Origin of the sequence: Sphingobacterium gobiense (assembly GCF_002980575.1) — a bacterium.
Taxonomy (GTDB): Bacteria; Bacteroidota; Bacteroidia; order Sphingobacteriales; family Sphingobacteriaceae; genus Sphingobacterium; species Sphingobacterium gobiense.
Map to the genome: position 1 here is coordinate 398,429 of NZ_PVBS01000001.1, position 13,804 is coordinate 412,232.

A 13,804-nucleotide genomic window follows, 5' to 3' on the forward strand; every position below is an offset into this window, starting at 1 on the left:
CAACTTCAGAGGCAACGTTTGTCTATGTTTGCGATACGGTGTTGTCCATTTTTGACAGCCGATATATCTATCTATAAATTTGTTAACTTAGTACAGCTATAACTATTGTTGATATAAAGATCATGATGTAGTATGTCAATTAAGCAAAAAGATTGGGTATGGATGATGTTTCCGAGAGAGCCACAACTCGGGTTGATTCTTGCCGTACGCGAACATACCGTCGTTCTTCGATTGCTCGCCGGACACAGAAGGTTGCATGCTGCACGCGAGGTAGTAGCCAAGCGCATGGTGTGCAAAGCCGAACTCAGTGAGGAGGAGACCCAGCAGTTGCCATGCGGCAAGCGTCCTCTGCTCTTGGGGCGTGCACAACAGATTGTAGCGGTCAATCGTATTTTCCCGGATAACGACCAACGAAAGGAAAGACGCGTGTATTACTGCAGGCGCTGCGAAGCTTTCCATACCACGGCACAATTTAAGATACCCGTGCAGATACTCAAGAACCTGGCCGCTAATCCCTATGCACCACAGTCTCCAGAAGATTACAGCAGGGGGCAAGACCGAAAGAACGTATGGCGCTGGCTACGTACCGATATAGGCGTCGTCGTTTCCTTGCGATTGTTTGATTATTCGCTGCCGGGCTATGGTAACGATAGCAAACGCGATGCAGTAGTCAAGATCCTGATCGATCCGCTTGATTACCTCCACTATCTTTTTCTCTTTCTATATAACCGCCGGAAAGAACGCATCAAGAACCGAAATATACCGCAGCACTAAATAGGCCTGCTTTTACAGCTGGCTTCGGGCTGTTTTATCTGTTTCGGAATGCACCCGGCGTTTCACCTGTATGCTTTTTAAAGAACTTGCTAAAGGCAGCCGCACTGGAGAACCCACAACGTTCGGCAGCATCGCCCACCTGCCCGTAGGCAAGCAGTTCTTTACGGCAGCGTTCGAGCACAAAGCGATCCTTATATTGCTTGGCCGGGATACCGGTCTGCCGTTTGAGGATGTGGCTCATGTGCGATTCGGAAAACCCCATTTTTTCTGCAACTTCCTGTAGGCTAAAATTCTGACCATACATATCTACATATGCTTTTATTAGACTTATGTATTTATAAATCAGATTTTTATACATATCTTTATGATCATATTCTTCATGTATCTTTTGCCTGGAAAGTTCGATCAATTGGATCAATCTTTCCAAGATAAAACTTTCGTTGTGCAATTGCTTGGCCACTAGATTTCGGCACAGGGTCTCGATATAGAGCTGGGTGATTGGGCCTACGCGGAAATCGATGCTGCATTTCGGCAAAGGCGACTGGCTGCGGTAAGCATCCAGTAGAGGGTGCAGAAACGTATACTTGGTATCGTTGCCGTCACGGAAAATCGAGGCGCGGAAGTAGAAGCCAAAAATGGTCGACTTGCCAGGAGGCAGTGCAATATGGTAATCTTCGGGAGGTAAGTACAGGTATTGGGCGCGATGGTTGGCTACTTTGGATAATAAGTGGGTATCTTGATTGTAAAGCTTGATGGGACCGCTATCCGAAAGCACATACAGGATATGCAGATCGGCATGATCTATTTCAAATGGAATGTGCCGCTCATCTTCCAATAGTATATCGATAAAGTAAAGGTACCCCTGGTGTCCGTCAAATTCTTGTAATACAGCTTCTTCTTGTTGATTCTTCCAGTAGGTTTCTTCGGCGTTTCGCATAGGCGTACTACGTTTGATTTCATCTAGATCGCTAAGGAAGCTCACTTGCTCGAAGTATTCATGCAAGCCCAGATGCATGCTCTTTTTCATGATGTTAGGTTGTTTTTAATAGTTTTATAATACTTGGTTTAAGTGGTAAAGGTAGAGGATTTTTGGATTCCCCTGGAAACCCTGTTCGACTAGTTTCCAAGGGAAATTGGCAAATGAGTTAGATGGTTCTCTTGTAGCGTATCCAAATGGCAAGCTCGGGAACCGCTACACTGGGTTCTGAACCAAGAGTGTACGTAACTTGATCCATCCCATTTAAAATTAGGTCTTTGAGATCTTTGTTGTCATCCTCCGCGCGCGTCTCTTTGTAAAACTGCACGGCCACACGCTGCTCATAGTGATCAGCAATCGCATTTGCAAGCCGTTGGGCAAAATCATCCGGCATGATCTCCAGTTGGTGTTCCTGATTGGGATGCAAGTCAAATTTGTCTCTCATCCATCCTTTAAAATCGCTACGGATGTAGGCCACCTCTGTAGCCAATTCAGCCGCCGGAAGCTCGATCGTAGACGTCTGCACATGGGCGACGCCTGCATTGTCAAAAAGCTGTTTCATGTTTTTTTTGTTTAAAATTTTGCAGCCAAATAAGAGCTTCTAATAATTTGAAGCAAGCCGGTTGCACGGAAAAATCGCCCAGATGCCGTTTTTTGGATATGGGAGGAAAGAAAAAATCCCCAGCTAGTTGTTTTTGTCTTTGGGGAGATTAACGATGACGATAGACCAAGGGCTAATTATTTGGTTATAGGGGGATTTTTATTTGTGCTTTTAAAGAAATTTATTACTTTAGTAGTTGAACCGAAGAATGACGTGTGCGGACGTACCGTAGTAACCAAAATATAAGAATTTGAAGTCTTTTATTGTTTTTCTTTTTGCATTCGTAGCGGCAGCCCTTTTTAATTTAAGATTGTTGCATCCCGGCGTGCTGGACAGGGTGAGCAGTGGAAATTTCTTACCGTTGACACTCGGTACCACGATGCTGTTTTGCGCATTTGCGGTATGGATAGGTACACAGCATCTCTGGATAAAGGACAATAGATATGGATGGACGAAAGACAATCAAAAGATAATTTTAATATCAAAACGCCTATGGCCAATCTATTTGATACGTGTGGTGCTGCCGGTGCTGGCCACTTATATACTTATCATTTATCTGGCCGCCGCTGCCACCGATGATCCCGCGGGTCATATATTTTTTCATATTGTAACCTATGTTCCTATATTATTCCTCTTTATAGGGGGGTATAGTCTATTTTTATGGTATTACCCCGGTTATATATTGGCAACGAACTTTTTTAGGGCAAAGGAAAAGGCCAAAACAGCGGAAGAACCGGACGGTGAGCAGGGAGATCTTTATGTATATATGCCGTTTTATGATATAAAGAAGCATACGGAGATGGGACCTGTCAGGAAAAACGGGCAAGTACGTTTTCTGGATATTTTCGCGATTTACGGTAAACGGGAAGGTCGGTTTGTGTTCCTCACCAACGGCGAGAAAGTGTTTGCCGATAAGATTATGCAGGAACTCAAGGAACGGGGCCTGGACCGATGGATCTTGAAGATATCACGGAACTACAGCATCAATATGTTGCTGGTACTGTATACTATAGATACGCGCAGTAAAACGTTGAAACTGCATCAGGAGGTGTACGATAATCTGTTGAAGAACTTGAGTGCTGCCGAAATTGAGGAGATATCTACAATTGGTCCGGGAATGAAAAATACGCTGGTAGAGGATTTTTTGGTCGGTAATGACGGAATGGATTACGAAGGTTGGGATGACTTTATTCCATTGCATTGATTTTTTTCATCCTTATTTGTAAACCTATTCAACGGGAGTGGGCTGGTCATGTGTTGACCTGTAGGACGGCTGTTCGGCTGTTGTTCTTTAATATTTCCAATTATGCAAAGCGGACTGAATCATGTAATCGAACTACTAACTGCAATCAAGAACCTCCTGAGCGAACTTGTCAAATTGTTTCGCGAACTTGTCGATATCAAGCGGCAACAGCGCGTGCCGTTGCAGGATCGTCACATCTGGACAAAAGAACAGGTACTGGAGAAGATGAATATGACCGAACCGACCTACAACCGTAATCTGAAAAAGAAGTTGTTAAACCCGATGCGCTTAGGCGGTTCGGATATGTATTTTGAGGAAGACATCCTTAAGGCGATTGATGAGAGCAGAAGAAAGGGAAAGATATAACGCCTGTTGGAGCGATCGGCGTCGCTATGTACATCTACACGTGGATGCACGCACGGGACGTAAAGGTTTTGTACCACGACATAGCCGTTATATCACACGTGTTAATGCTTTTGTCACTGGACATGCGCGTTATGTACTGTGCGTTAACGATGCCTGCACGCTACATGTGAATTTTGTTGGATGACTTATTGATCAACCATAGATAGTGGTGCGCGATGTCCCGTAAGTGGACGCATTTGTTGCCGGATTTCTCGACGATGTGCCTTGCGTGGTGTGTTTTGTGCCGTGACATAGCCGTCAACTACATTGCGGTAAACACGATGTATATGTACAAAATGCGTTTCTTTTCGGTTAATTTTTATCAAATCTTATCAATTTCTATCAAATCCTATCAAAAGTTCATTCGGGGCTAGGTTGCTTTTTACGTTTGTACTGTTCGATCTCGCGAGGAGAACATAAAAAGCAAAAAAATGGCTATAAAATTTAAAGCGCTTATCGGCTTTACACGAATGAAAGACGATGAGCTCATGGTAACCGCTGCAACGATCATCGGTGCCATGACAGACAATGTACATTTCGAACAACCGACGCCTGAACTGGCGACGGTACAGGAACTGTTGGATGATTTCTCGGCGAAGCTGTCGGCTGCCAGGCGTCGCGGCTCACCGGAGGAAACGGCCCTCAAGAACGAAAGCCGACTGCCGTTGGAGGCCGCATTAAGGCAACTGGCATATTACGTGAACAGCGTGACCGAGGGGCACTTATCGACACTGCTGAGCTCGGGTTTTCCGACCAATGGAGCCGGCGGCTCGGTACAGGTGCCGTTGAAAGTGGAAGGTGTGAAACTCGGTGACGGTAGACAATCCGGGCAGATGAGGCTGGATTTTGATAAACAGCGGAACGTATTGCTATACGAGTATCAATACCGCCTGCAGGGCGAAAATGAGTGGAGTGAGCGGTTCGCCACGAGCTCATCGCGAGCCAATATTATTGCACCGCTGATGGCAGCTGAACGCTATGAAGTTCGGGTACGTGCGCTAAATACGCAAGGAACCGGGGACTGGAGTGATCACGCAACAATGATAGTTAGATAATATGGCATTGAAGAGCACCTTGGTTCTCCGACGGACTTACGGAGAACAGGGAACCAACGGAACGATTTACTTCGACGGCGAGAAAATATGCCATACGATCGAGCTTCCTTGGCGTAACAACTTACAGCGTTTAAGCTGCATCCCGGAAGGGTGCTACAAGCTGGAAAAGCGGAAGTATACCAAGCATGGCGAACAGATCGGCATACCCGCCGTTCTCGGACGAGAAGCGATCCTGATCCACGCGGCCAACAATGCCATGAAGCAGTTGCTGGGTTGCATCGCACCTGTCACAACCCTCACGGGTGAAGGCACCGGTGATGAAAGCGCTAGAGCTTTGGAAAAACTGAAGGCACTGGTCTATAGCTTGTGGGAGCAGGGCGATGAAGTGTTTCTTTTAATCCGGGAGGGGCGATGAAAAAGCTCATCGGCAAAATAAGCCAAGCAGTACAGGTGGTACTGCTGGCTCCGATCAAGCTTCCCGCGAAGGCCATGAGCGTGTTGAAATACATCGCGGTAGGTCTGGGCATCATCGAGCAGGTGATGCAGGAAGAGGAGCGCAAACCGAAAGCTGAAGGAAAGGAGGGAAGCAATGCGGATGATGAGTAATGTGCAGTTTGGTACCTTGGGCGGTACCATCTGCTCAGTCTGGAACAGCTTCGACTGGAGCAACCTCTTGCAAACAGCGCTGGTAGCCGTGGTAGGTGCTGCGGTGAGTTACCTCACCAGCCGATTGCTCGAAGGCAGGCGACGAAGGCGCGGCTAGTAAATTGTTTATTTAATGTTGTGGAGAACTCCCGGGGTGTGAACCTCGGGAATTTTTTTGCGGAGCGTTGTTAACCCGTCGTTAAATAAACATGTGCTGGTATAACATGTATAGTCTTGTCGTTCTTCACAAATTGGTCTGTCTGGGAAAATGTCACGATGGTGCCTTCCTGGAGCCCGAAAAATTCCATGGCTTCCAGTAACCCGTTCATTTCTCTCTCAAGATTGTCCTGATTTAGCGTGTAACAAACTTGTATAGCTGCTTGGATGTCCGTCTTGTTAAAGACGACGAAATCGCACTCTCGTTGTTCTGAGAAATAATAGATCTGCTGATATGACCGTCGTAGGTGTGTATAGACAAGGTTTTCTAAAAGTCTTCCATCATCTCTTGTAAAAGAGGAAGAATTTACCTTGATGAGTCCGGTATCAATAGCATAGACCTTCCGTGGATTGATAGCCTGTTTTCGGAGAGAATAATCAAACTTAGGAATCAATTGTATCAAATAGCTATCCTCAAGATAAGATAAGTATTCTGTAACGGTGCTGGTGGATCCGATATCAACTATACTTTTAAGCCTATTGGCACTAACCGGCTTCCCCACATTGGAAATAAGGTATAGGGCCAGTTTTTGAAGTTTGTCTACGTCACGTATATTGTGTCGTATGGCGATATCACGTAATAGAATGTCTTCTAGAACATAATGCAGAATATCTTCAATACCCTGTTTGATGTATTCTGGAAAGCCGCCTATTTCTAGATAATCTGCCAAAGACTCTGGTGAATGATTTTTAGTAGTAAATTCAGCAAACTCTTCAAAAGAAAACGGAAAGAGCTCTTTTGTAATATGTCGTCCGGTGAGTTTCGTGCCAAGTTCTTTACTCAGCAAACTGGCATTTGATCCAGTAATAACAATCTGAAAAGATTCGTCGAGTTTCTGCCGTACGTAACGTTCCCAGTCGTCTATTATTTGTATTTCGTCAAATAGTAAAACCCGGGTTCCTAGGCGTGTAATGATCTTATCCAGACGTCCAAAATCTTTCAGGTCAAACCCATATAACCTAGGGTCTTCAAAGTTTAGATATAGCGCATCTTGATATCGCTCATCCAAAAGCTGATAAAGCAGGGTGCTTTTCCCACAACGTCTTACGCCGGATACGATTAGTGCAAAGTTAGTCAAGTCGGGTAACGAAGATAGCGCTTTTCTGCGTTGCCCTGTACCGCGATGTGCCATGTTTGCTCGTTGAGCCGTGATTACTTGTTCTATTGTTTCTTCTATAACCATCGTGTCTGCGTATTGGTGTCCATTACAAATGTACAAAAGTTTCCATTACAAGTGGATAAAAGTTTCCATTGTAAATGGATACTCGATCTTATTCGGCATGATTTTTCGTACGCACTTTCATTCCCCCTCTTTAAATTTTTGCAGTTCTTTTTTCTCTACCCGGATGTTAAGAAACTCCACCAGAACCGAGAAAGCCATCGTGAAGTAAATATACCCTTTCGGAATATGCTGGTCAAACGCCTCAGCTGTTAACGAAACGCCGATAAGTAGTAGGAAGACTAATGCAGCATTCTGACGGAAGGGTAATCGTTCACAAACTTGGAAATGGTCCGATATCAACAAATTTAAAGTTCCGTAAAAAAGATGGCGTGAGCAATCCACGAAAACAGGGGTTTTACGGATAACATTTACGGTGTCGACCACATCCAAAATGATTGCGTAACAATTCAATTGGTATAATCCAACGATCGAGCGATAGCGGTATGTGGATATAAAAATACAGATGACACTCATCCCACTTATTCGGAATTTGTACTTGCGGTGTGCGGGGAAAATAAGGTTAACGTCCCACAACGACACGCTGTTTGTACAGGAGCTTTATCCACTGCCCATAGTGGATAATTTTGAATTTGAAGAAACGGTTTGGACAACAGAAAAGATTTATTTTACGGATAATAAAGTTAACCGTAAAAAGTCGGTTAACAGCGGTATAAGAAGATATAGCGCAGCGGAAATTCAAGAAGTTCTTGAAACTTATAGAAATGCGGGTTCTGGTTTTGATGAAAGCAAGATGAAAATTGCCAACCAGTTATTTGTTGCAGCCCTATCTGGCAGCAAACAGGCATGGATGAGCTTTACAGAGTTCAAAGATAGATTCGATGTTCCTGATGGCGCATATTCGCAGGAATATCGGGTTCTTAAGGAAATGTTAGCGCAGTGGGAGGCACAAGAGGGTCATACCCAAATTGTTTCTTGAAAGCAAACGAAAAATCCTTGCAAGGCGATATAGTTATTTACGATGTCAAGGTATTTATCCCACCACTGCTTTTTTTACTAATTAAATTGATTTTTTAGCTTTTTACTTCTATCCATTCCTTCATTCCGGCAGCATAGTTTTTTACGTTTTTGAATCCATACCTTGCTAACAAAGATTGTGCGATTGTCGCTCTGTCACCACTTTGGCAATGGATCACGATTTGTTTGTCTTTACTGAGCTTATCTAAATTATCAGGTAATGTGCCTACAAAAACATGGTCCGCTCCCTCTATATGGTACGTGTTATACTCGGAAATACTTCTCACATCTACGATCTGAGCATTTGGATTACCGATATAAGATTTGAATTCTTCGATATCGATAATGTCTTCGGTTTCCAATTCCAACCCTAAGTCTTCCACATTGGAAATATATCCGTAGATATTATCCAAACCTATCCGCATCAATTTTCTGGTCAAATCTTCAATTTGATGATCTTCGGCAACTAAAACGAACTGTTCCTGATAATTGAGTAACCAACCTGTCCATGTGGAAAACGAGTTGTTGCCTTGAATATTGATACTTCCCGGAATAAAACCTTTAGCGAAATCTGTTTTTACTCGGGTATCGATTACTTTCAAACCGTTATCGTATGCCTTTAAAAATTGTTTCTTTGACAATTTTGGATGCTTTGGCACTTCCACTAATAAGGTTCTACTGACCTTATTTAAATGCTTCATCATCGCAAAATACTTGGGCGGTTCCGGCTGACCCTCTAACAGGTATTTTATAAATCCGGCTTCGTCATCTTCGTACTGAAATGCCCAGTTGCGTACTTTTTCGTACCCTACCGTAGAACTTGGCACTGCTCCCAAAGATTTACCACATGCCGAACCCGCTCCGTGTGCTGGCCATACCTGAACGTATTCAGGTAATTCGGCAAATCGCTTAATGGATTGGTAGATCTGCTTAGCTCCTTTTTCTTGTGTGCCGATAAGTCCTGCCGCTTTTTCCAATAAATCGGGACGACCAATATCGCCTACAAAAACGAAATCTCCGGTGAATACCATAACCGGTTTGTCTGTAGCCGGATGATCCGTCAATAAAAAGCTGATGCTTTCTGGAGTGTGACCTGGTGTGTGCAATACTTCCAGGCTAAGATTACCTACGTTAATTTTATCTGCGTGCTTCAATCCTACATGCGGAAATTGATATTGCCAATCCGCTCCACCTTCGTCTGAAAGATACATTTGTGCTCCAGTCACTGCAGCTAATTCGCGTGAACCGCATAGAAAATCCGCGTGGATGTGTGTTTCGGTAATATGCGTGATTTTCATATTGTTTTGCTTTGCAATTTCCAAATACACATCAATATCTCTTTGAGCATCAATTACGATGGCTTCACCTTTAGCCTGACAACCTATAAAGTAACTTGCTTGCGCTAAACTTTTATCATATACGTGTTGAAAAAACATAATTTTTAAGATTTTAAAACTTACATTACAAAATTATAAACTGATTATACCCTATACAGTAACATATGTTACAAGCCTATTTTTTATAAGAATAATTCTTTGATAAGGATATAAATTCCCATAACCAACACAAACCAACCGAATGCGGATTTGAGTTTGTTGCCTTTTATTTTCTTGGACAGGAAGATTCCGATAAAAATTCCGACAACCGATAATCCGGTAAAAGTAGACAACAAAGTCCAGTCGATGGTTTCACCGCTTTGCAAATCGCCTGTAAACCCTAAAAGCGATTTCGCAGCAATGATAAACAACGACGTTCCTACGGCTAATTTCATCGGCATTTTTGCCAGTAAGACCAATGCTGGAATGATTAAAAATCCACCACCTGCACCGACTAATCCCGTGAGCGTACCTACTGATACTCCTTCCAGCAAAATCATTGGATAATTGTATTTTATTTCACTAGCGTCTGCATCTTTACAATCGGGACAAGGACGTATCATGGATATGGAAGCAAATATCATCACAATGGCAAAGAGCACCATTAAAGCAATAGGTTTAGTAAATTGAAAATCTCCAAGGGAAAACAGCACATCAGGAATTAATGGCATCAGATATGCCCGGGTTAAATACACCGCAACTATAGATGGAATACCAAAGATAAACACGGTTTTAAAATCTACTTTGTTCTGAAGGGCATTCTGAACACCACCTACGAAAGATGTAGTCCCTACCACAAATAAAGAATAAGCTGTGGCTAATACGGGATTAACGCCCATTACATACACCAAAATAGGGACGGTAAGTATGGAGCCTCCGCTACCGATAAGTCCTAATGAAACGCCTACTAAAACAGCTAATACATAACCTATAAGATCGGTTGCCATAATTATCTAATTATATGATACGACAAAATTAGCCGAACGCTATAACACAGACGGTAACAATTGTTACAGACTTAGAAAGGTGTCGATGTCTTTTTATAGCAATAATGCTATGTTATTACGGTTCATTTTTATTTTACCTTCATTTTCCAGTGCTTTCAGTAATCGTGAAATGACCACTCTCGAACTGTTCAATTCGTAAGCAATCTCCTGATGGGTTTTCGTGATAATACGCGAATTGTTGATCTTGCTTTTTTCCAGGAGATATTTGTAAAGGCGTTCGTCCATGTGCATAAAGGCAATATTGTCTATTGCTGCCAGCATTTCATTAAAACGGTTATTGTAACTTTCAAAAACAAACGCACGCCAGCTTTTGTATTTACCCATCCATTCTTCCATTTTACCAACCGGAATCATGGCTACTAAACCTTCATTTTCTGCCACGGCACGAATTTCACTTTTTTTATCACCCATACAGCATGTAAGTGTCATGGAGCAGGTGTCGCCTTTTTCGATGAAGTATAACAGAAGTTCGCCAGTGTCAAAATCTTCCCGCATAATTTTAATGGCCCCGCTGATCAGCAAAGGCATGGTTTTTATGTACTTGCCAATATCTATCAATACATCGCCTTCTTTAAATTCGACAATTTTAGCGACAGAAATGATTTCGTCAATCAACTCTTCTTCGAATATCCCCCGGTAGGTTTCACGGATTAACTCTTCCATATTTATTTTGATTTAATGTGGTCGTTTTTTTCTTATCAGACCATAGAACCAAGTCCCTAATAGCGCTCCTAAAATTACGACTAAAATTGGGAAATAGCCAGCTCCGGTCAATACAAACATCGGACCGGGACAAGCTCTTGCCGATGCCCAACCTAAACCAAAAAGGGGAATTTGGTATGTTTACACATTAATACCGTTGGACTAACCTTTTGCATACGGCTTTGATCGCCGTGGTAGGTGCTGCGGTGAGTTACCTCACCAGCCGATTGCTTGAAGGCAGGCGACGGCGCGGCTAGTAATCTGTTTATTGAATATTGCTATGAACTCCCGGGGTGTAAAAGCCTCGGGAGTTTTTTTATATACCTTTTTTCTTATATCTAAATGCATATAATTTAATGTGAGTAAATATTTTTATATGTTTTTACATATAATACAGTGTTTTTTCTTAAATTCTTTGCAAAAGCATATAATAATGAGAGTACTTGCAGATTTCGTAAAGCAAAAAAGAAAAGAGGCAAATCTTACACAGGAAGAGTTTGCTGAACGAGCGGGTGTTGCATTAACGGTAATCCGAAAAATAGAACAGGGAAAAGAAAACCTGAATCTCGAGAAAGTAAATCAAGTACTTAAAATGTTTGGGCATACTTTGGCTCCTGTAAATGCAAGAGAACTAGCAACGACAAAAGAATAACTGATGAGGAAAGCGTCTATATATTATAAAGATCTTTTAGCCGGTATCCTTAAGGAGACTGACGATGTCTGGATTTTTTCGGCACAAAGCAGCAGCCGGTGTTCGAACATTCATTGGAACAAATGGCTGAATTGGCGAAGAACGTAGTGAAGCGTAGTATAGCTGTTCCCGGAGTACAACCCAAACTTTCTTTATCGTTAGTGAAAAATACGATTCGAGACGGAGAAAAGGGGCGTCTAACTGTGGTCGGAGCTTTGGGTGGAAATTATATCTTCAAACCACCTTCCGATCATTTTCCTGAAATGCCGGAAAACGAACACGTCACTATGCGTATTGCCGAAGCTTTCGGCACAACGTGCCGAAAGCCTGCCTTGCTTATTTCTTATTAAATCAATGCAGCCTTAACTGATTCGGTTAATGGTGTGGTAGGATGTCCTATTAAATTAGATAGAACTTTCTTATCTTCGAATAGATCGCCCTTGGAGGCGCCTACATCCCAGCTGGCGATTGCTTCTGCGATACCTTGGGGTAGACCTAGCGAGGTGAGCACATCAGCGTACTCCGCTTCGGGGAGGTTGTTGTACGGGATGTTTTTACCCGTTTGCTTGCTAATTTCGGCTGCAAGGTCCTGTAGGGTATAAGCTTCGTCGCCGGCTAATTCGTATACGTTGCCGATATGGCCGTCGCTGCTCAGTACGACTGCGGCTGCTTCTGCATAATCGGCGCGTGCGGCAGAAGAAATCTTACCTTCACCCGCGCTACCGACAAAAGCGCCCGCCTGCAAGGCTCCGGGAATTGAGCCTGTATAATTTTCGGTATACCAGCCGTTTCGTAAGATAGTGTAGGGGATGCCCGAAGCCTGAAGTAATGCTTCGGTTTCGACATGCTCTCCTGCTAAACTCAATGTGGATGTAGCTGCATGGAGCAAGCTGGTATATACGATCCATTTAACACCGGCCTGACGTGCAGCATCGATAACACGTTGATGTTGTACTTTGCGTTGGCCTACCTCGTTTCCGGAAATGAGCAGGAGATGTTCGATACCGTTTAACCCTTCGACTAATGTCTCGGGCTTGTCGTAGTCAAACACGGTTGAAGCAATACCAAGATCTGCTGCTTTCTCGGGCGAGCGCACCAAGGCGACGAGGCTTTCAGCGCCTAGACGCTGTTTTAATTGTTCTACTACCAAACGACCTAGTTGTCCGGTAGCTCCGGTAATTCCTATTTTCATATTGTATTGTTAAAGTTATTGTAATAAAAATTGTTACATTAATATGGAAAAAAATTATTAAAACTGTTGCACAAAATTTTCGAGTGTTCTGTGGGATAGAGACGCATATAGCAATTCGTCCGTTTCTGTAAAGAGCTGCTCTAACCGGGTGTTAACTACTTTTCCTACAGGGCATTTGGGATTGGGGTTCTGATTTTTTTTCCCCAGCACGTGCGAGCTTTTTACCGCGCGGTAAACATCAGCTAGGCTTATTTCACTGCTAGGCACACCCAGCATGGATCCACCTTCCTTACCTTTTTTGCTGATCACCCAGCCCCGATCCTGCAACACACCGAGCTCCTTACGGATAATTGCTGGGTTTATCTGGATGCTGCCTGCAATCCAATCGGAACTCAACCATTCGCCTGGCGCTTTGGCCAGGAGCGTCAAAATATGGATAGCCGTGGCAAATCTTGTGTTACTCATAAGGCAAAGATACAATAAATTTTTAAATGTAATAATTGTTATTACATTTGAAGCAAGCATTGAACTTGCCGGTGAGTGCCGCAGTCAGCTCGCCGGGTGTAGTCATTGCTTTTTTGAATGAAAAATTAGGCCATAGCCTATACAGGTGAAATCCAGGACATAAGCCATAAGCAATTTGTGTTATTTTCATCTTTAGGTATGGAGGCAAGAAGAAAATTCCAATACCTGCTGCCTTTACGGACGAGCTGATGAAAGAGA

At 43.2% G+C, this 13,804-nt stretch carries 19 protein-coding genes; 9 read left to right on the plus strand and 10 right to left on the minus strand.

Features of this window, described 5'->3' with window-relative positions:
- Positions 1-285: 285 nt before the first annotated feature.
- Complete coding sequence (locus C5749_RS01775; RefSeq protein ID WP_146113650.1) at positions 286-774, plus strand: hypothetical protein; 489 nt, start codon at positions 286-288, stop codon at positions 772-774.
- A gap of 34 nt (positions 775-808) precedes the next feature.
- Here C5749_RS01775 and C5749_RS01780 read toward each other — a convergent pair whose 3' ends face one another.
- Both C5749_RS01780 and C5749_RS01785 read right to left on the minus strand, forming a co-directional pair.
- On the minus strand, positions 809-1,801 hold the full coding sequence (locus C5749_RS01780; protein ID WP_105722473.1) for an AraC family transcriptional regulator: 993 nt from the start codon (positions 1,799-1,801) through the stop codon (positions 809-811).
- Between the two features lie 118 nt (positions 1,802-1,919).
- Positions 1,920-2,276, minus strand: coding sequence for a hypothetical protein (locus C5749_RS01785; RefSeq protein ID WP_146113651.1), 357 nt, complete (start codon positions 2,274-2,276; stop codon positions 1,920-1,922).
- 325 nt (positions 2,277-2,601) lie between these two features.
- Between C5749_RS01785 and C5749_RS01790 the strand changes: the two genes are divergently transcribed.
- Both C5749_RS01790 and C5749_RS01795 read left to right on the plus strand, forming a co-directional pair.
- On the plus strand, positions 2,602-3,555 hold the full coding sequence (locus C5749_RS01790; protein ID WP_146113652.1) for a hypothetical protein: 954 nt from the start codon (positions 2,602-2,604) through the stop codon (positions 3,553-3,555).
- 102 nt (positions 3,556-3,657) lie between these two features.
- Positions 3,658-3,960 (plus strand): hypothetical protein, encoded by a 303-nt coding sequence (locus C5749_RS01795; protein WP_105722479.1) that lies wholly within the window; start codon positions 3,658-3,660, stop codon positions 3,958-3,960.
- A 185-nt stretch (positions 3,961-4,145) separates the two neighbouring features.
- Here the strand turns inward: C5749_RS01795 and C5749_RS19470 are convergent, their stop codons facing one another.
- A complete protein-coding gene (locus C5749_RS19470) occupies positions 4,146-4,325 on the minus strand; it encodes a hypothetical protein (RefSeq protein WP_146113654.1) in 180 nt (59 codons plus the stop codon).
- Between the two features lie 105 nt (positions 4,326-4,430).
- On the opposite strand from C5749_RS19470, the gene C5749_RS01800 reads away from it, so the two are divergent.
- The 3 genes from C5749_RS01800 to C5749_RS01810 are packed head-to-tail and all read left to right on the plus strand — an operon-like array spanning position 4,431 to position 5,660.
- Positions 4,431-5,054 (plus strand): fibronectin type III domain-containing protein, encoded by a 624-nt coding sequence (locus C5749_RS01800; RefSeq protein WP_105722481.1) that lies wholly within the window; start codon positions 4,431-4,433, stop codon positions 5,052-5,054.
- 1 nt (position 5,055) lies between these two features.
- A complete protein-coding gene (locus C5749_RS01805) occupies positions 5,056-5,469 on the plus strand; it encodes a DUF5675 family protein (protein ID WP_105722483.1) in 414 nt (137 codons plus the stop codon).
- The gene (locus C5749_RS01810) at positions 5,466-5,660 is read left to right on the plus strand and encodes a hypothetical protein (protein ID WP_105722485.1); all 195 of its coding nucleotides are present in this window, start codon (positions 5,466-5,468) and stop codon (positions 5,658-5,660) included. Before C5749_RS01805 ends, C5749_RS01810 begins: the two co-directional genes overlap by 4 nt.
- A gap of 227 nt (positions 5,661-5,887) precedes the next feature.
- Here the strand turns inward: C5749_RS01810 and C5749_RS01815 are convergent, their stop codons facing one another.
- Positions 5,888-7,099, minus strand: coding sequence for an ATP-binding protein (locus C5749_RS01815; protein ID WP_105722487.1), 1,212 nt, complete (start codon positions 7,097-7,099; stop codon positions 5,888-5,890).
- Positions 7,100-7,216: 117 nt separating this feature from the next.
- Positions 7,217-7,612: a hypothetical protein gene (locus tag C5749_RS19790; protein WP_245893583.1), complete on the minus strand. Its 396-nt coding sequence runs from the start codon at positions 7,610-7,612 to the stop codon at positions 7,217-7,219.
- Here C5749_RS19790 and C5749_RS01825 point away from each other — a divergent pair.
- On the plus strand, positions 7,602-8,075 hold the full coding sequence (locus tag C5749_RS01825) for a hypothetical protein (RefSeq protein WP_181151250.1): 474 nt from the start codon (positions 7,602-7,604) through the stop codon (positions 8,073-8,075). The genes C5749_RS19790 and C5749_RS01825 overlap by 11 nt on opposite strands.
- 94 nt (positions 8,076-8,169) lie before the next feature.
- On the opposite strand, the gene C5749_RS01830 is transcribed toward C5749_RS01825, so the two are convergent.
- From C5749_RS01830 to C5749_RS01840, 3 genes are all read right to left on the minus strand, one after another.
- Positions 8,170-9,549, minus strand: a complete 1,380-nt coding sequence (locus tag C5749_RS01830; RefSeq protein ID WP_105722490.1) for an MBL fold metallo-hydrolase — start codon at positions 9,547-9,549, stop codon at positions 8,170-8,172.
- Positions 9,550-9,632: 83 nt separating this feature from the next.
- Positions 9,633-10,436 carry a sulfite exporter TauE/SafE family protein gene (locus tag C5749_RS01835; RefSeq protein ID WP_105722492.1) on the minus strand — a complete coding sequence of 268 codons (804 nt, stop codon included), beginning with the start codon at positions 10,434-10,436 and terminating at the stop codon, positions 9,633-9,635.
- Between the two features lie 93 nt (positions 10,437-10,529).
- Positions 10,530-11,159, minus strand: a complete 630-nt coding sequence (locus C5749_RS01840) for a Crp/Fnr family transcriptional regulator (protein ID WP_105722494.1) — start codon at positions 11,157-11,159, stop codon at positions 10,530-10,532.
- Positions 11,160-11,631: 472 nt separating this feature from the next.
- Here C5749_RS01840 and C5749_RS01850 point away from each other — a divergent pair, with 472 nt between their 5' ends.
- The gene (locus C5749_RS01850) at positions 11,632-11,850 is read left to right on the plus strand and encodes a type II toxin-antitoxin system Y4mF family antitoxin (RefSeq protein ID WP_105722496.1); all 219 of its coding nucleotides are present in this window, start codon (positions 11,632-11,634) and stop codon (positions 11,848-11,850) included.
- 98 nt (positions 11,851-11,948) lie between these two features.
- Positions 11,949-12,239 (plus strand): HipA domain-containing protein, encoded by a 291-nt coding sequence (locus C5749_RS01855; RefSeq protein WP_219847875.1) that lies wholly within the window; start codon positions 11,949-11,951, stop codon positions 12,237-12,239.
- Here C5749_RS01855 and C5749_RS01860 read toward each other — a convergent pair.
- Together C5749_RS01860 and C5749_RS01865 are read right to left on the minus strand one after the other, a co-directional pair.
- The gene (locus C5749_RS01860) at positions 12,236-13,081 is read right to left on the minus strand and encodes an SDR family oxidoreductase (RefSeq protein ID WP_105722498.1); all 846 of its coding nucleotides are present in this window, start codon (positions 13,079-13,081) and stop codon (positions 12,236-12,238) included. The two genes, C5749_RS01855 and C5749_RS01860, sit on opposite strands and share 4 nt — an antisense overlap.
- A gap of 57 nt (positions 13,082-13,138) precedes the next feature.
- On the minus strand, positions 13,139-13,546 hold the full coding sequence (locus tag C5749_RS01865) for an Rrf2 family transcriptional regulator (RefSeq protein ID WP_105722500.1): 408 nt from the start codon (positions 13,544-13,546) through the stop codon (positions 13,139-13,141).
- Between the last annotated feature and the right edge of the window lie 258 nt (positions 13,547-13,804).